Raw genomic sequence first — 18470 nt, 5'->3', positions numbered from 1 at the left:
AGAAACAGATGAAGCACAAACGCGTATCAACCATCTTCATCATGGCTATCGCACTGGCCGTTTCATTCATGCTGGTGGTCGGTCCGGCAACCGCAGGGGAAAAGAAAATTCGCTGGAAAGGTCAGTCCTGCTTCGGCGTTAGTTCTCCGCTGGGAAAACATACCATTGTGCTATGGAAAGACTTAGTTGAAAAAATGACTGGCGGGCGGATGCAGATCACGCTTCATGATGCCGGCGAAATCGTTCCCCCGAACAAGATCTACGACGCGGTCAAAGACGGCCTGCTTGATTTCGGCCTCAACACCCCGGCCTGGCAGAAAGGCAAATATCCCGCTGGTGACCTCTTCTATACCCTGCCCGCAGGAATCCTGGCCTTCAACGACCTGATTCTGTGGCTCTACGGTGGCGGCGGCAAAGAGCTCGAACAGGAAATGTACGGCAACGAGCTGATTGTATTCCCCTTGGGGCTGACCCCACCCGAAGAAATCTGGTCCAAGCGACCGATCAAAACCCTGGATGATATCAAAGGCCTGAAAATCCGTGCTGCCGGCCTGTCCATGGACCTGTGGGAAAAACTGGGTGCCTCAGTGGTTCTGCTGACCGGCGGTGAAGTGCTGCCGGCCCTGCAACGCGGCATGATCGACGCCACCGAATTTCTTGATCCCTCCTACGATTACACCATGGGCCTGCATGAAGTCTGCAAGTATCGCTTCGGGCCCCCGATCCATATGTCCAACAACATTTTCCAGCTGCTTATCAAAACCAAATCATGGGAAGCGCTGCCCGAGGATTTGAAGGCCATCGTGGAAAAAGCCGCCATGGCAGCGACATTCCAAGGCTATGCGGATTTCTGGCAGAGCTCCATTGAATTCAACCAAAAAATCGAGCAATCGGGTGTCATCACCACCAAGCTGTCTGCCGAGGACCAGGAACGGGCCCGTCAGCTGAGCCTGCAGATCATCGACGAAAAAGCCCAGAAAGATCCGTTCTTCAAAAAGGTGTGGGAATCCCAGAAGGCATTTATTGAGAAGTATAAGCCCTATAACGATCTGACCAAGTTCGACTAAAATATAGAACGGTTATCTCTACAACAGTGAAGTTGGCAAACGGAATCGATTCAAAAGACTTTTTTAAGATCGTGTTACTTTTCAAGTGTTAAGTGGTGGATTGGATCTATCTGATATCCAAATCGGTAGAATTCCTTCTCTTAACACTTTTCACTTAACACTTAACACTTATTTTCCGCATCTTTGGACCATTTTGAATCGGATGATCACTGACGCGCTATGGGTAACCGCAAAACAAAAGTGTTTCCATCGAGGTTTGTATGAAAATCGTTAAACTGATCGATACCATCAGTGAATGGACCGGTGCGCTTGCCGCCTGGCTGGTCATCCCGCTGATGGTGGTGGTGATGATCGAGGTATTCATGCGTCATGTGCTCAACTCTCCCACGGTATGGGGATATGACGTGTTGTGGATGCTATTTTCGGCGCAATTTCTTTTAGGCGGCGCCTTCACCCTCCTGCGGGGCGGGCATATCCGCATCGATATCGTCTACGGCGGTCTGTCCGAGCGGGCCAAGCAGATCTACGACATCATCAACACCCTTATCGTTATTCTACCACCGGCCGTTCTGCTCACCTGGGCCGGGATCGCCTTTGCCGCCGATGCGTGGACCTCGGGAGAAAAACTGTCCACAACCAACTGGTTCTTTCCCGCAGGGCCCAGCAAAAGTCTGATTCCCATCGGTTTTTTTCTTTTAGCACTGCAGTGCGTGGCCGAGATCTTAAGAAATATCAATGAACTGAAGAAAGGAAAACCGAAATGAGTCCGGACCAGATCGCCGCCGTGATCATGATGGGGTTGCTGTTGTTGATGGTGATCGGAGGGATTCACCTGGCCTTTGCCCTGTTTTTTCTGGCCCTTGCCTTTGGATTAATCTTCCAGGGGCCGGTCATCTTTACCATGTCCATGCTGAAGATCTTCGGCACCATGGAAAGTGAAATCCTTATCGCCGTCCCGCTGTTTGTTTTCATGGGGACGATCCTTGAAAAAAGTGAGGTGGCCGAAGGCGTCTACCAGAGTCTGTATGAGTTGTTCGGACCGGTGCGCGGCGGGCTGGCCTTTGCGACGGTCATTACCTGCACCATCTTTGCCTCCTGCACGGGCGTGATTGCCGCCACGGTCACGACCATGACCCTTTTGGCCGTTCCGTCCATGCTCAAGCGCAACTATGACAAAGGGCTGGCCACCGGCGTGGTGTGTGCCGGCGGATCACTGGGCATTCTCATCCCGCCCAGTGTCATGCTGGTCATGTATGGTCCCATGGCCAATCTGTCCGTGGCCCAGCTTTTTGCCGCTGCTCTTTTTCCAGGGATTTTACTGTCGGTGCTCTATCTTCTCTACATCGGCCTGGGTTCCTGGCTCAAGCCGGCCATGGCGCCGGCCATTCGAGAAGAAGAACGCTCGGTCAAAGGCGCCCAACTGTGGCTCCGGGCGGCCAAACAGATGGTCCCATCGCTGATTCTGATCCTGGCCGTACTGGGATCGATTATCGCCGGCGTGGCGTCGCCCACCGAGGCGTCGGGCGTGGGCGCGTTTGCCGCCATGCTCATCGCCGCCGCCTATCGCAAGCTCAGTTATTCCAATCTCAAAGAGGCCGCCTACACAACCCTGATCGTTACTGGCATGGTGTTTTTCATTATCATTGGCGCATCGGTGTTCAACTCGGTTTTTCTTTATCTTGGCGGCGGGGCATTGATCAAAAGCCTGCTCATGGGGCTGCCGCTGGGCAAATGGTTCGTGCTCTTTGTAATGATGTTTGTGCTGTTCATCCTGGGATTCTTTATCTCATGGCAGGGGCTGCTCTATGTTGTGGTCCCCATCTTTCTTCCCGTCGCAGCCAGTCTGGGCTTCAATCCGCTCTGGTTTGGGCTGCTGATCTGCCTCAATCTGCAGATGTCGTTTCTCACGCCGCCTTTTGCCTATGCCATTTTTTTCGTCAAAGGCGCGTCACCGCCGGAAGTCAGGACCATGGACATTTACAGGGGCGTCATTCCCTTTGTTCTGCTCCAGGCCGTGGCGGTTTTTTTGTGCATCGTTTTCCCCGAAATCATTCTCTGGCTGCCCCGGACAACGCTGGGTGCCGGCTGATGCATGGTTATCGCCCCAATGCGGCATAAACCTCTTTTTGGCCTCCGCCACCCCCAAACGGTTTATGCCGCATTGGCCGGCGATCCAAACCATTCGTTCACCGGCGATAACCTTTTCCTTTTGCCTTCAATGCCTACAAGGACAAAACGAGAATGCCCAAAGTATCGTTGACTGACAAAGCCTACGGGCAGATCAAAGAATGGATCATCGGCTTCGACTTGAAACCCGGCACCCATCTGTCCATTCAGGATCTGGCCCAGGCGCTCGGCATCAGCCGCACACCGGTGCGCGAGGCACTCAGTCGGCTGGAACAAGAGTACTTGGTGGTGCGCTCGCCAATGAAAGGGTTCGCTGTCAAATCGATTGAAATCGATGAAATCGAAGACCTGTTCGAGGTGCGCACGGCCATCGAACTGTTGGCCACCAAACAGGCCGCCAAACGCATCACCCCGGAAAAGTGCCGACAAATTGCCGAGAGCCTGGAAAAAACCGCCATATGGATCCGCAAGGGAGAAATCTCCCGCTGTCTGAAGCTGGAACAGAATTTTCACATGAAGATATTAGAGGCCAGCGGCAATATCGCCCTGGAGGAGATCGGCCGGGGAATCCTGGAACGGATCTGGGCCATTCAGCACCTGAACATCATCACGTCCGATGCCCTGACCCTTGCCCACCAGCACCACAAGGACATCTTCAAGGCGCTGGAGCAGAAAAACCCCCGGCAGGCCGTTGCAGCCATGCGCAAACATATGCAGCGCACGACCCGTGAGCTGATCTCCCGTCTGCACAACCAGGATGACATCATTCACAATGCCATTACGTTTGACCTCAAACGGTGGCAGCCCAAAAAATAGGAGCATTACAATGGATCACGCCCCCCGGCCCTTTACTTATTCACTGAAAGAGCGCATCGGTATTGTCACCGGTGCCGCCAGCGGCATCGGCCGGGCCACTGCCCTGCAACTGGCCAGTATGGGCGCCGGCCTCTGTTTAGTGGACCTGGATGGTAAGGGACTTGAACACACCCAGCGCGCCATCGACCAGCAAAGCGGCACCCCAACCCTGATCATGGACGCCAATGCCGCAGATAAAGCAAGCATTGATCAGGTGGTGGCAGACACCATCGCCCGGTTCGGAGATATCCACTTCCTGGTCAATTGTGCGGGCATTTTGCGCCGCACAGCCTTCACCGATATGACCATTGAGGAATGGGATCAGGTCATGCATATCAATCTGCGTGGGCCGTTTCTTTTCTGCAAAGCCGTGGCAACCGAGATGATCCAGCGCGGCACAGGGGTGATCATCAATGTTGCATCCCTGGCCGGTCGCTCATCGAGCATTCTGGGCGGTGCCCATTACACGGTTTCCAAACACGGCATGATCGGTCTTTCCAGGCACATGGCCCGCGAATTGGGCCCCCAGGGCGTACGCGTCAACGCCTTTTGTCCCGGCGCCACCCTGACGCCCATGACGGCCAGCACGGCACCCCCCGAGGAGATCAAGGCCGTGGAGGCCGCAATGCCCAGAAGACAGTGGGCCACGCCCGAGGAACAGGCCGCGGTGATCGGCTTTCTGCTTACCGATGCGGCAGTCAATATCACCGGGGCGTGTATCGACAGTAACGGCGGCTCGCTGATGCTATAAAGTGCCCATCCAGAGAATAGGAGAACGCATGCAAGAAGATACACAAACATTGCTGACATTATATCGCAAAATGGTCACCGTCCGTCAGTTCGAAACCATGGCGGGTGAACACTTTGCCGCCGGAGAGATTCCCGGTTTCATTCATTTGTCCATTGGCCAGGAGGCCAGTAGCGTCGGGGTCTGCTCATGCCTTGAAACCGACGATTACGTGGTCACGACGCACCGCGGCCACGGCCATATGATTGCCAAGGGCGCCGACCTCAAGCGCATGACGGCAGAGCTTTACGGTAAAAAAGACGGATACTGCAAGGGCAAGGGCGGATCCATGCACATTGCCGACTTCAACATCGGTTTTCTGGGAGCCAACGGCGTGGTGGCCGGAGGGCTGCCCATCATCACCGGTGCCGGCCTGTCCATCAAACTGCGTAAAACCAGCCAGGTGGCCGTGGCCTTTTTTGGCGACGGGGCCTCCAACCGCGGACCGGTTCACGAAGCCATGAACATGGCCGCCATCTGGAAACTGCCGGTCATTTTCGTCGTTGAAAACAACCGCTACGCCTCGACCACCCCCATGGAATACGCCTGCTCGGTGGGCGACCTGTGCACCCGGGCCGCCGGTTACGGCATGCCCGGTGAAAAGGTAGACGGAAATGATGTGCTGGCCGTCCGCCATGCCATGACTGCCGCCGTCAAGCGCGCCCGCAACGGCGAAGGCCCGACGTTCCTGGAAAACATGACCTATCGCATGAAAGGCCATTTCGAAGGGGATCAGCAAAAATACCGCACAACGCAGGAAATCGACACCTGGCGGGAAAAAGACCCCATCGTGCGCTTTGCCCGAATATTGACCGGTGAAGGGATCCTGTCCGATGAAAAGGCAGACCAGATCCATACGGCGGTACGCGCCGAACTGGATGAGGCCCTTGCCTTTGCCAACAACAGTCCCCTGCCTGAGCCTGAAGATGCACTGACAGACCTGTATTGCCACATGTAAACGGAGGAACCGTGATGTCCAATAGAATTCTTTCCAGCGCCGCTGCCCTGGCCGAAGCCCTGATCGAAGAAATGCAGCGGGACGAAACCGTCTTCATTTTAGGTGAGGACCTGGTCGCCCATGCCGGCATCTTCGGCCAGTTTCAAGGTATTCCCGAACAATTTCCTGATCGCATCATTGACACCCCCATTTCCGAGGCATGCATTGCCGGTTGCGGGGTGGGGTCGGCCATGACCGGAATGCGACCCATCGTCGACTTTCATTTTTCCGATTTCGTAACCTGCGGCATGGATGAGCTTTGCAACCAGGCAGCCAAAATTCGCTACATGTTCGGCGGCCAGGTCAAATTGCCCATGGTGGTATGGTGTCCGGATGGTGCGGGTCTGCGCGCCGCGGCCCAACACTCCCAGTCTCTGGAAGCCTGGTTCGTGCATACGCCCGGTCTTAAAGTTGTGGTGCCCAGTGAACCGGCCGATGTCAAAGGGCTGATCAAAGCGGCCATCCGGGACGATGACCCGGTGATGTTCTTCCAGCACAAAAAATTGTTTGCTAAGGAAGGACCGGTACCCGAGGGTGATTATCTGATCCCCCTGGGCCAGGCGTCGGTAAAACGGGAAGGCCGTGATGTGACTCTTTTTTGCTATGGCGCCAGTTATTACTTATGCCGTGAAGCCGCCGTCAGCCTGGCCGAAGAGGGAATCGAGGCGGAAATTGTGGATCTACGGAGCCTCAAACCACTGGATATGGACACCGTAGCCGCTTCCGTTTGCAAAACCCACCGGGCGGTAATCGTTCATGAAGCGTGCCTGACCGGTGGGTTTGGAGCTGAACTGGCGGCAAGGCTTCAGGACGAATTGTTCGATGAACTGAAGGCGCCGATCAAACGTGTCGGGGCCGCAGATGTCCCCATCCCGTTTTCCCCCCCGTTGGAGGATTTTGTCCTGCCCAGCGTTGACCGGGTAATCGCGGCAGTTCAGGCGATCATTGAACGGGCATCTGCGTAAATATCAGACGATCCTCATCACGACGACTCCCCTATCCGGTTTTCATCATTATCGCTGTCGGTATCGAAGCCTATCACTTGCAATGCTTTTCGATTCCGATGGCGATACTTTTTTCTGCACTCGTTAAGTCTTGATTGACATCCTTCTCTTTATTCTTAAGCATCTTCTGCCGATAAGTAAAAGAATTACACCCATCCGAAAAAAGGATGGCCATGGAAGACCGAGCAGTCAGGATAACCCTTTATTTCGACGACCTTAACATGATATGAATATTTTCAATGGGTAATGAACAGCACGATTGCCTTTGACCACGACGTTGAACCGCACTGCCACATGATTGACCACTTCGATTGCGAACCAGTCTGACAATCTTCCATCAGGCTGGACGGCAAGGCAGAAAGCAGCGAAAGAAGGACCCAAACATCAATGAGTCGCTATTCTTTTGGAATTCGAACCAAACTGATCACCATCTTCATCCTGATCAAGGTCCTCCCACTGATCGCGCTGGCCTGGTTTGCCTGGGATGAAATCGCCAAACTAACCCATACGGTTGAACAACGATCCACCCGCATGATTGCCAATACCCACGAGGTGGTCAGCGGCGTGTCAGAGCTGTCCACACAAAATTCCATTCGTGCCCTGGATGTCAAGTCCCGTGAAGCCATTGAACGACTGACCACCGATACGGCCAAACAGGTGGCCGCCTTTCTCTATGACAGGGACAGGGATATTTTACTGGCCGCACAGATACCGACCAATGAAGCGTTATATCGCCAATTTCTCGATTCACGGTTCCGGTCGGTGATGTTGCACCGCCCATGGGTGATGGATGATCGCGGCGAAAAGTGGGTCCCCGGTGAGGTACCGGACATGACCAATGAACCGATCATCAAGGCCAAAAATGATGACAACCGTCGGGATTTTCACTATCGTCCGCCGGATCGGGATGGCATCCTTGAAAACCGGCCGCTTTACCTCGAAATGACGTTTATCGACCCTTCCGGCAATGAAATCGTCAAAGTGGGGACCTCCCGGCAACTCCCTGTGACCCGTCGTAATGTTGCCGACCCGGCGAATACCTACTGCCGTGCGGAAACCTATTTTGAAACCCTGAAGCAGTTGAAACCTGGAAAAATTTACGTTTCCGAAGTGATCGGGCCCTATGTCAAGGGCCATATGATCGGCACGTATAATCGGGCGAAAGCAAAAAAGCTGGGCATCGACTTTGCTCCGGAAAAGTCCGGATATGCCGGCAAGGAAAATCCGGTCGGCATCCGTTTCCAGGGGTTGGTACGCTGGGGCACACCGGTGGTGAAAGACGGCCGGATTGCCGGCTATGTAACGCTGGCACTGGATCACACCCATATCATGGAATTCACCGACCACGTCGTTCCTACGGCCGATCGCTATTCAGCCATCTCCGATGCCGGCAGTGGCAACTATGCCTTCATCTGGGACTACAAAGGACGTAACATCTCCCACCCCCGGGATTACTTTATCGTAGGGTACGACCCTGAAACCGGCCAGCAAAGCGTGCCCTGGCTGGATCAAGAGATGTATGCCATGTGGCAGCAAAGCGATATGTCCATGGACATCTTCCAGTCCCAGGCGCCTCAATTCAAACAGCAGGCCCTCTCCAAAAAGCCGGCACAACCCTTAACCCAAAGGGGAATGTTTGGACTGGATTGCCGCTATCTCAATTTTGCCCCCCAATGCACCGGCTGGCATAATCTGACCCAAAACGGCGGTTCCGGTTCTTTTCTTATTTTCTGGAGTGGGCTGTGGAAATTGACCACGGCGGCGGCAATTCCCTACCACACGGGCATGTATGGCCAGCACCCGCGAGGATTCGGCTTTGTTACCATTGGCGCCAACGTGGACGAATTTCATCGCAGTGCCATGGAGACCGCGGAAACCATCCGCGACATCGAGGCCGGCTTTACCCAAAAACTGGAGATTGAAAAGAAAGACCATCTCACCCTCATGCGCGCCTCCTTGCAAAATGCTTTCCGCCATCTTTCCTTGTATACGTTGCTAATGGTGGTTTTCGTCATCTTCATCGCCATTTTCATGGCCGGTGTATTGACCACCCGCATTACTACCATCATCAGAGGCATCCGCCGTTTCCAGCAGGGAGATCGCAGCTACCGTTTGAAACAGCAAACCAGTGACGAAATGGGTCAGCTGGCAAAGGCGTACAACGAAATGGCCGACTCCGTCCAGACCTATATCAACGACGTGGAAAGTTCCAAAACCGAGCTTGAGGATGTCAATGTCCAGCTTGAAAAAGAGATCATCCAGCGGCGACAGGCCCAGGACGAACTGTCCAAAAACCGGGATAACCTGGAAATCATGGTCAAAGAGCGCACCCACGAACTGGAGAAGGAAATCGTCGAGCGCAAACGGGTCGAAAAAATTCAGCAGGAAAGTGAAGCGCGAATGCGAGAGCAGAACAACGCCCTGCTCCATCTGGCCGGTAATGAACAAATATACAGTGGAGATCTGACCATCGCGCTTGATACGATTGTTCCTTTGGCCGCACAAACATTGCAAGTGGACCGATGCGGCGTTTGGCTGCTGGATGAACAGGGCATTTTCCTGAAGTGCCGGGAATTGGTTATCAGCGGCACGCGCCACGCTCCTGAAGCGCACTCCTTTCGCATCATCGACTATCCGCTGTTCATGGCGACACTGCGCGAAAACAAAACCATTGCCGCGAGCGATGCGTTAAACGACGATCGCCTGGCCGACCTGGCAGACGATTACCTGGCCCAACGCAATATCCGTTCGATGCTGATCGCCAGTGTTAACGAGGGTGGACAAATGGCAGGGATGGTCAGTTTCACCCAAATCAACAACGCCCGAGAATGGCATTTAGACGAAATCAATTTCGCCAATTCCATCGCCGATATCATTGGTCTGGCAATCGGTGCAGAAAATCGCAAGCAGGCCATCGAAGAAAAAGAAAAACTCACCACTCGTCTGCGGCGTGCCGAAAAAATGGAGGCCATCGGTACCCTGGCCGGCGGGGTGGCCCACGATTTGAACAACATCCTTTCGGGTATTGTCAGTTATCCGGAATTGCTGCTGCTTCAACTACCCGAAGACAGTAAATTCAAAGAACCCATCAAGACCATTTTCAATTCTGGTAAACGGGCGGCCACCATCGTTCAGGATCTGTTAACCCTGGCCCGCCGTGGGGTGGCCGTTGCCGAAGTGATCAACTTGAACAAGATTGTAGAAGACTACCTGGAAAGTCCTGAGCATGGCAAACTGCTTTCCTATCATCCCCATATTCTTATTGAAACCCATCTGGATCCGGAGTTGATGAACATTTCCGGCTCTCCCGTCCATCTGATCAAAGCCTTGATGAACCTGGTCTCAAATGCTGCCGAGGCCATCGTGGAAGCCGGTCGGATCATCATCACCACAGAAAACTGCTATATTGAGCAGCCCATTAAAGGATACGATGTGGTCAACGAGGGCGACTATATCGCCCTTACGGTCAGGGATACGGGAACAGGCATTCCGCCTGAAGACCTCAACCGAATTTTCGAGCCATTTTATACCAAAAAGAAAATGGGTCGCAGCGGCACTGGATTGGGCATGTCCGTGGTTTGGGGAACGGTAAAGGATCATCAAGGTTACATTGATTTTGAAAGCGACAAGTATACGGGGAGTCGTTTCACACTTTATTTTCCCGTCACCCGCAAACCCGCTGAAGATACCACCCCCAAGGCCATGGACACCTATATGGGCAATGGGGAAACCATACTCGTGGTGGATGACGTCAGGGAGCAGCGGGAAATCGCCTCGGCCATTTTAACCACCCTGGGATACCGCGTACTTGCTGTCGAGAGCGGGGAAGCGGCAGTCGAGTATCTCAGTAAAAACACCGTTGATCTGATGGTGTTGGATATGATCATGGATCCGGGCATTGATGGGCTGGACACCTACCAACAGGTCATCCGCCGTCATCCAGGCCAAAAGGCGATCATTGCCAGCGGCTTTTCCGAAACCGACCGCATCCGCGAGGTCCTTCGAATAGGCGCATCCATGTACTTGAAAAAGCCCTATACCATTGAAAAAATCGGCACTGCGGTAAGGTCGGTGCTTGACGCCTGAAATTAGAATTTAAAGCTTGAAACGATCTGGTCGAGCTCTCCGGCAAAACGCTGCAAATCATTGGCACTGGCACTCACCTGGTCGCTGCTGTTGGACATTTCCCCGGCGCTCTGGTTAACCACGGCAATATCCTGGGTAATCTCGGCGGCCACCGTGGAACTCTGGCTGACGTTCTCGTTGACCTCCTGGATGCCCTGGGAGGCCTGGCCAATGTTGGTGGCGATCTCCTGGGTGGCGGCGGACTGCTCTTCCACGGCCGTGGACATGGTTCCCACGATGTCGTTGACGCTGTTAATCACCGCGGAGATTTCCTCGATGCCCTTCACGGTGACGTTGGTACTGCCCTGAATGTGGGCGATCTTCTCCTTGATTTCCAGGGTGGCGGTGGAGGTCTGCTTGGCCAGTTCTTTGATCTCGTTGGCCACCACGGCAAAGCCCTTGCCCGCCTCTCCGGCCCGGGCGGCCTCAATGGTGGCGTTAAGGGCCAACAGGTTGACCTGCTCGGAGATTTCGGTGATGGTTTCGACCACCTTTCCGATACCCGAAGCGGCCTCTCCCAGCTCGTCCATCTGGCCGGAGGCCTCGCTGGCCTTGTACACAGCCTGATCGGTGATGCCCCTGGCCTTTTCGGCGTTCTGTGCGATCACCCTCGGATTTAGTCAGCGATTTTACCTTTATTATACAATAGACTTTATTCGATCCCATTCCGACTCATTATCCTAAAAAGCAACCCATTCACCCCAAAAGGATTTTTTAATAAAAGACCGCTCTGTAACGCACTTGATGCTCACGGCGCTTCATGGTCGTGGGCAAAGTGAAAAACGTGAATTTTTGGCATAATCTCTCCCGGTATTCTGCCTATCATTTTTCAAATCAAAGATTTTCCTGGTCGAACATTTTTTATTTGACAAAGCGCAAATATCTGGGTAGTTGTAGAGAACGATGGTTCTCTATAGAGAATTTTTAGAATAAAAATGGTAATTTTTTGTTCGTTTCGGTTAATTCAAAAATATCAAACCGTAGATATTAACATTCAATTTATTGAATTTAAACATAATACAACCATTCAACAATTGTGAATATCCAATTGCAATCAAAGCAATAGATCGCTAAGAAATGGATAGGTTTTCATGCGCGGCCGGACCGGCCCGCGTGATCAAAAAATGGGTCTTGGGTTGAACTCCACGACCACGAAAAACGACATTCAACATTCTTGGAGGGCAAGCGATGGAAGTCATTCAAACCGATTGTGGCCTATGTATCAACTGTTGCGGTATCAATGCATATGTTGAAGACGGCAAGCTGGTCAAAGTGGAGGGCATTGAAGATCATTGGCTCAACAAAGGCGCCATTTGTCCCAAGGGCGCCCGGGTACCCGAGTACGTCTATTCCGCCAACCGCGTCAAGACCCCGCTGAAAAAGGTCGACGGCAAATTCCAGGCTGTCTCCTGGGATCAGGCCTTGCAGGAAATCGGCGACAAGCTGCTGGAACTCAAGGACAAATACGGCGCCAAAACCCTGGCCACCTATACCGGTTCCGTCGGTGTGGAACACTTTGAAATGGCAGCTTTCAACCAGCGCTTCCGCGGTGCCTACGGCAGCCCCAACTTCTTCAACGCTGAAGGCAACTGCTTCCGCTCCCGCATCCTGGCCCGCCAGATCACCTTTGGCCGCTATCCGGTTGAAGAACCGGCCAACGCCGATTGTATCATCCTCTGGGGCCGCAACCCGGATGAAAGTTACTTTCCCATGGGCCGCATCATTCGTGATGCCGTCAAAGCCGGCGCATCCCTGATCACCATCGATGTGCGTCGTATTCCCATCTCCAATAACGGTATTTTCCTGCAGCCGCGCCCGGGCACGGACGCTGCCATCGGCCAGGCCATGATCCACGTGATCATCAAGGAAGGGCTGTATGACAAAGAGTTTGTCGAAAAATACTGCCATGGGTTTGACAAACTGGCCGAATCCGTCACCGCATGCACACCCGAATGGGCCGCCAAGGTCACCGGTGTGGGCGCTGCGGAAATCCGCATGATCTCCCGCATGTTCGCCAATGCCAAAGCCGGCTGCATCGTCGAAGGCGTGGGCGGCATGAACCAGGGAACCAATGGTCTGCAGAACCACCGGCTTTACTCGATCCTGCAAGCCATCACCGGCAATGTCGAACGTCCTGGCGGTTGGGTCACCTGCCCCATGGTTCGCCTGGCCGACATGCGCCTGCCCGATAACATCGAAGGCAATGCCCTGGGTTATGATGAATTTCCCGTATTCCATCAGTTCGGCAAAAATCCGCCCCCTTACGGGTCCTCATCTTTGATGTGCGATACCATGATCACGGGCAACCCCTACCCGATCAAGGCCTTCATCTGCTCGGGCGGCAACCCGGCCGTGACCTTTGCCGATACCAAACGCTTCAACGCCGCCATGAAGAACCAGGACCTGATCGTGGTCATGGATCCCATGATGACCGAAACCGCCAATATGGCCGACTACGTTCTGCCCGCCTGCACCTGCTTTGAAGAGACCGGTATCGGTGGATTCCCCTACGGCATTTCCTATTGCGAGCCTTGGATCATGCTGCGCAAAGCCGTGATCGAGCCGCTGTATGAAAGCAAGTCGATCTGGTGGATCTGGAGCGAGCTGGCCCGCAAGATGGGATACGGCGAATACTTCCCGTGGAACTCGGACGAGGAAGTGGCCGAGCATTTCTTCTCCACCTCCGGCATCACCATGCAGCAGTTGAAAGACAATCCCGAAGGCCTCTACTTCGGTAAAAAGACCTACGGGCTCCACGAGAAAAAAGGATTCTTCACGGCCAGCAAAAAGGTCGAGCTCTACTCGGACCGTATGGCCGAGTTGGGTGCCGATCCCATTCCTGTGCATGTCGAGCCCGAACAGAGCAAGGTCAGCAATCCGGAAATCGTCAAGGAATACCCGGAAGTGCTCAACACCGGCGCCCGGACCGTCGAATACATCGACGCCCAGATGCGCGATACCACCCTGCGTGTGATCCGCCCCGAACCCGAGGCGGAAATCAACACGGCCACCGCCGACAAGTACAATATTTTCAATGGTGAAATGATCGGTATCGAAACCCCGCGCGGCAGCATCAAGATGCGCGCCAAGGTTACCCCGGACATTCTGCCCGGCGTGGTTTCCGTCCCCCATGGCTGGGCCGATGCCAACTGCAACGTCCTTCTGGATGCGGAACTCTTAGACCCGGTCTCCGGTTACATTACCATGCGTGGCGTGGCCTGCCGGTTGGTGAAACTGTCCTAACAATGGATTTTCGCTTAATTAGAGCAAAATAATCGATTTTCCGAAACAAGGTGTAAAAAGGGTGCGCAGCTTGGCTTTTAAGGCAAGGCGCACCCTTTTTCATTTTTAACTCGTGCCCATCCAGAAATGGCCAATTTGCCCGATATCGGCGTTGCGCGAAAAATTTTATCCTCGGAATATCAACTATATGCCTGTGGTAAAATTTTTCGTGCGCCTTGATCTCGACCAAATTTTCCTATTTCTGGACGGACACTAACTCGGTAGGGGGGGAGGAAGGTTCAAAGTAAAAACTCGTGTATAATATGCCTGATCAACGCGTCCGTTTGCTGCAGCCCGCTATCCAGACCATAGCGAAAGATTAAATAAGTAAAAAGTGAAAGCAGGATAAACAACACACTCGCAATCATCCAGGCCGCGACCCGCAATACATTGAAAATCAGACGCACGGCCTGATAGAGAAGCCACAATACAAGGGGCAGCCCGGTTGCGCCAAACACGAAGCCGCCGGTCACGGCGGCGATCAACTTGCCACCGGTCAGGTATTGTGCGGACACCGTCCAAGTGGAACAGGCACCCAGGATCGCAAGCGGTACCAAAAACGGCAGTTTCTTTTTTAATTTTGAACTGATGGATCTATACTCAGCCGCATCATCGATCCCATTTACCATGTGCGGCATGGATGGCAGGTCGGTTTTAGCGCTTTTTCCCCCAAGGTGATTCACAAACGTCGTATCCCCTGGATGCATCCGGGAGAAAAGATCCGCGATGGTCACATTCGTGTTGCCGCCGTTCAAGCCAAGCAATTTTCTGTATTCATCAAGAACCCTATCGATCCTTGGGGCATCCAATCCAATGCTGCGGCCCTCATTTATAAATTGATGGTATGACTGCCGGGTCAGTCGCCCTTTTCCATCAATCATCGCTTTTTCAAGTCTTCCATGAAAACCGATCCGGTCGCATTCCTGCCTGACCCTGTCCGGCCCCCATCCGACCATAATACGCCCCAGCTCGTTAAGACGGTGGATGGCGCTTCCGTCCAGAGACCAGCTGCTGTTCTTCAGGGTGCTTTTAACTTCCACCTGAAATTTCTTCAACTGCCGTTTCTTTTGGACCAGGATCAACTGTTGACGGGTTACGGCCGCCTGGCTGTGTTCACGAATAAAACCGATCAGGTCGGTCAATTTGACGGTATTGCCTCCAGACAAATTCAACACTTCCTGCCAGATGACCCGTTGCTGGTTGCTGGGGGGGCTCCCGGTAAGCATTTGTTTGAGGATATCACGCTTCAAGTTCTCAGGAACGTTTTCAAAATTCGATTTGACGGCCTCTTTTTTGGGCGGGGGGGTGGCCGGCCGGGGCTTCGGGGCCTGGCCCTTTGAGGATCTCGATTTCCCTTTAGCCGAAATATGGGAGGCCTTCACCAGGCGTTCGAACGCTTTCAGAAAAAGCGCAACCGATTGAAACCGTTTTTCCGGTTGCGTCGCCAGGGCCTTGGCCAAAAACAGCTTAACATGCGGATGCAATTTATCCAGATGGATAACCTGGGGGGATTGAGCGGTGAGCATCGTATAACACACTGCGCCCAGAGCAAATATATCCACACGATGATTGACCCGCTTGGCATCCTGAAGCTGCTCCGGCGCAGCATACCCCGGAGATCCCATGGCCACACCGGTCCGGGTCAATTCCGACTGGCCCTTCCGGAAGGCCAAGCCAAAATCGGTCAATTTGGCCACCCCATCGGCGGTAAGAAGGATATTGGACGGTTTTATGTCCCGGTGGATCAATCCCCGCGAATGGGCGAAATTAAGCCCGGCGCCGACTTGCCGGATAATCGGATAGACACGGTGGATGGGAAGCGGCGCCTCCCGGTGTAAAAACTGCCCCAGGGTTTCACCGTTCACATATTCCATGATGATAAACGGATGCACCGGGTTGTCCACCACATCCCAAATCCTTACAATGTTGGTATGATCCAGCGCAGCAAGCGCCCGGGCTTCGGCGATGAGCCGCTGATACCCTGCGTCTCTCCCAACCTTGGAGCTGGACAACTCTTTAATGGCAACCAGCCGCCCAAGCTTGATGTCTTTGCAAAGGTAAACAGCCCCCATCCCGCCAAACCCGAGTTTACGGATCACCTGATAGCGTTTGTGAAGGATGGTGGAAGGCGATGGGGTGTGGGTCTGAACGGCTATGCGTTCATTTCCGGTGCCGCTCCCGGACAATGCTCCTTTTTCAGGCATGGATGATGGGGAACGGCCCTTTTTTATTTTGATGGTCTTAGGATAGTCCACTTCTGCTGCATTCGATCTTATTCAACGATGCCTGTCCGTCCGTTGAAGCGTTCTGCCTGATTTCCCTTATCGGTTCAGAAAGTCCGTTTCTTATGACTCGGACATTTTTTACCAAAATGATAAGTTGGCAAAAAAACTCAACAGAGATCATTAACACCATTTTACAATAGTGGCAACCATCCTTGGGATTGGGAACAGGGTTCCCCTTTTTTCGTTTTCAATTTGGCAGGGATGGCAAAACCGTGCCGACCAGGGGCACGCAAATCGTAAACCGTGCTCCGCCCAACAACTGCGATGGCTCCGTCCACACCGTCCCGCAATGCATGGTGACAATCCGCTGGACAATCGCCAGCCCCAGCCCGGAACCGCCGGTGTCCCGGTCGCGGCTGGCGTCAAGGCGTACAAAGGGTTCAAAAATCCGTGTGCGATCAGCCTCGGCAATGCCGGGACCATCGTCATCCACATGAATCATGCATGTGTGGTCTTTTTTCTCCAGGCTGACAATGATCTGGTGTTTCGCATACCTGCCGGCATTGGTGATCAGATTGATCACCACCCGGGCCATGTAGCGCGGCGCGATCTTTGCCGTAAGATCCTTAGCCACAGTTTCGATACGACACGAAATGTCTATCTGTGAAAATCCATTTTTAGCGGTATCTACCGTTTGCATTAGCCAGAGGGCCAGGTGCGTTTCTTCCTGATCGAGCTCAGGCGTGTCCCGTTCAAATCGAGCGTAGATCAACAGCTCCGACACCAACGCCTCCAGTTCGTCCACATCCTGGCCGATCTCGGCCAGATAGTGGCGCCGGTCCGGATCGCTATCGGCCGTGTTGGCCATCTCCAATCCGAAACGGATGCGCGAAATAGGCGTACGCAATTCGTGGGAGACGGCCCGGGTGAGTTCCCGGTGGGATCTGATCAATCGTTGGATGCGTGCGGCCATGTCGTTGAAGGTACCAGCCAACGGCGCCAGAGCGGAACCTCGGGGAAGCTTGGCCCGGGCATCGAATTCCCCGCGGCCGAAGGCCTGGGCTGCGGCAATGATCTTTTTGAGCTTCAGCCAGAACGGCACCGCCCAGATTAACGCCATGGGACCGAACATGATTGAAAAGGTGCTCCATACGATAACATGATTCCAGGCGCCGATGTCATCAAAAGGCCCCATGGTCAGCACCTTTTCGCTGTCAAGCACACGGCGACGGAAAAGCAAACTATCTTTGTATTGTCCAATAATGATCCAGCCATCCATCAACTGCTCGTGTTCGATTGGCGATAATGGCAATCGACTTATATCCTCCAGTGAAATGGGATAGCCAAAATAGGGCTGCAAATTCCGGATATACCCTTTCCAATTTTCGGGAGGTATTGTTTTAAAATCTTCCATGAAGATATGATAAAGGCCTCTGGTAAGATCCCGGTAATACTTTGGATCGTCTTTCTCCCCCTCAAAGGGGCCCATGGTGACGGCCTTGTCACTTTCAAGGATGCGTTGATAAAACATCGTTGCTTTTTCCCTGACAACAATCTGGCCATCCATCAATTGATTTCGTTCATCCGGCAATAGTGGTAGTTGGCCGATGTCCTCCAAAGTGATGGGATAGACGAAAAAAGGCTGCAACTGCTCAATATATTCATCCCACTTTTCAGGTGGGAGCGCATTGAAGTCTTCCATGTGAAGATGCAGCCCCCCTCGGATCCGATCCCGCCAAAGGCTCGAAGAAATCGGCAGTTCCGGTAGCAAATACTTACTCACCAGATTACCGAATATCAATGAACTGGAAAAATTCAGCCCGATCATGCAGATCATGACGAACAGAAAAAAGGAAAGAAAGACTCGCTTCATCGACGCACACTCTATTGTTACAAAATATCAATCGCCAAGAATTTGCTTTATAAACAATGTCAATAATTTAAACCGTTTTCATCCCGTGTAGGTTGGGTTGAGCTTGCGAAACCTAACATTTTAATAGT

General features: G+C 53.3%; 12 protein-coding genes. 9 read left to right on the top strand and 3 right to left on the bottom strand.

Annotation, left to right across the window (positions count from 1 at the left end; all coding sequences use genetic code 11):
- The first annotated feature begins 8 nt into the window (after window positions 1-8).
- The 8 genes from Dvar_RS17450 (at window position 9) to Dvar_RS17415 (ending at window position 10923) form a co-directional block, all read left to right on the top strand.
- Window positions 9-1067: a TRAP transporter substrate-binding protein gene (locus Dvar_RS17450; protein WP_419662958.1), complete on the top strand. Its 1059-nt coding sequence runs from the start codon at window positions 9-11 to the stop codon at window positions 1065-1067.
- A 260-nt stretch (window positions 1068-1327) separates the two neighbouring features.
- Window positions 1328-1831, top strand: a complete 504-nt coding sequence (locus tag Dvar_RS17445) for a TRAP transporter small permease subunit (protein WP_419662957.1) — start codon at window positions 1328-1330, stop codon at window positions 1829-1831.
- Window positions 1828-3156 (top strand): TRAP transporter large permease, encoded by a 1329-nt coding sequence (locus Dvar_RS17440; protein ID WP_419662956.1) that lies wholly within the window; start codon window positions 1828-1830, stop codon window positions 3154-3156. The genes Dvar_RS17445 and Dvar_RS17440 overlap by 4 nt, the downstream gene beginning before the upstream one ends.
- Before the next feature lie 152 nt (window positions 3157-3308).
- The gene (locus Dvar_RS17435; protein ID WP_419662955.1) at window positions 3309-4010 is read left to right on the top strand and encodes a GntR family transcriptional regulator; all 702 of its coding nucleotides are present in this window, start codon (window positions 3309-3311) and stop codon (window positions 4008-4010) included.
- Between the two features lie 10 nt (window positions 4011-4020).
- The gene (locus tag Dvar_RS17430) at window positions 4021-4800 is read left to right on the top strand and encodes an SDR family NAD(P)-dependent oxidoreductase (RefSeq protein ID WP_419662954.1); all 780 of its coding nucleotides are present in this window, start codon (window positions 4021-4023) and stop codon (window positions 4798-4800) included.
- A 28-nt stretch (window positions 4801-4828) separates the two neighbouring features.
- Window positions 4829-5794: a thiamine pyrophosphate-dependent dehydrogenase E1 component subunit alpha gene (locus Dvar_RS17425; RefSeq protein WP_419662953.1), complete on the top strand. Its 966-nt coding sequence runs from the start codon at window positions 4829-4831 to the stop codon at window positions 5792-5794.
- Between the two features lie 14 nt (window positions 5795-5808).
- Entirely contained in the window at window positions 5809-6798 is a 990-nt protein-coding gene (locus Dvar_RS17420) for an alpha-ketoacid dehydrogenase subunit beta (RefSeq protein ID WP_419662952.1), read from the top strand.
- 426 nt (window positions 6799-7224) lie between these two features.
- On the top strand, window positions 7225-10923 hold the full coding sequence (locus Dvar_RS17415; protein ID WP_419662951.1) for an ATP-binding protein: 3699 nt from the start codon (window positions 7225-7227) through the stop codon (window positions 10921-10923).
- A gap of 2 nt (window positions 10924-10925) precedes the next feature.
- Here Dvar_RS17415 and Dvar_RS17410 read toward each other — a convergent pair whose 3' ends face one another.
- Window positions 10926-11570: a methyl-accepting chemotaxis protein gene (locus tag Dvar_RS17410; RefSeq protein ID WP_419662950.1), complete on the bottom strand. Its 645-nt coding sequence runs from the start codon at window positions 11568-11570 to the stop codon at window positions 10926-10928.
- Between the two features lie 580 nt (window positions 11571-12150).
- Here Dvar_RS17410 and Dvar_RS17405 point away from each other — a divergent pair.
- Window positions 12151-14205 carry a molybdopterin-containing oxidoreductase family protein gene (locus Dvar_RS17405; RefSeq protein ID WP_419662949.1) on the top strand — a complete coding sequence of 685 codons (2055 nt, stop codon included), beginning with the start codon at window positions 12151-12153 and terminating at the stop codon, window positions 14203-14205.
- A gap of 278 nt (window positions 14206-14483) precedes the next feature.
- Here the strand turns inward: Dvar_RS17405 and Dvar_RS17400 are convergent, their stop codons facing one another.
- Both Dvar_RS17400 and Dvar_RS17395 read right to left on the bottom strand, forming a co-directional pair.
- Window positions 14484-16499, bottom strand: coding sequence for a serine/threonine-protein kinase (locus Dvar_RS17400; RefSeq protein ID WP_419662948.1), 2016 nt, complete (start codon window positions 16497-16499; stop codon window positions 14484-14486).
- Between the two features lie 217 nt (window positions 16500-16716).
- The gene (locus Dvar_RS17395; protein ID WP_419662947.1) at window positions 16717-18342 is read right to left on the bottom strand and encodes an ATP-binding protein; all 1626 of its coding nucleotides are present in this window, start codon (window positions 18340-18342) and stop codon (window positions 16717-16719) included.
- Window positions 18343-18470: the final 128 nt, after the last annotated feature.

The organism is Desulfosarcina variabilis str. Montpellier (genome assembly GCF_048565275.1).
Classification (GTDB): domain Bacteria; phylum Desulfobacterota; class Desulfobacteria; order Desulfobacterales; family Desulfosarcinaceae; genus Desulfosarcina; species Desulfosarcina variabilis.
The sequence above is the reverse complement of the archived record's forward strand: the minus strand, read 5'-3'. Positions and strand labels throughout refer to the sequence as shown.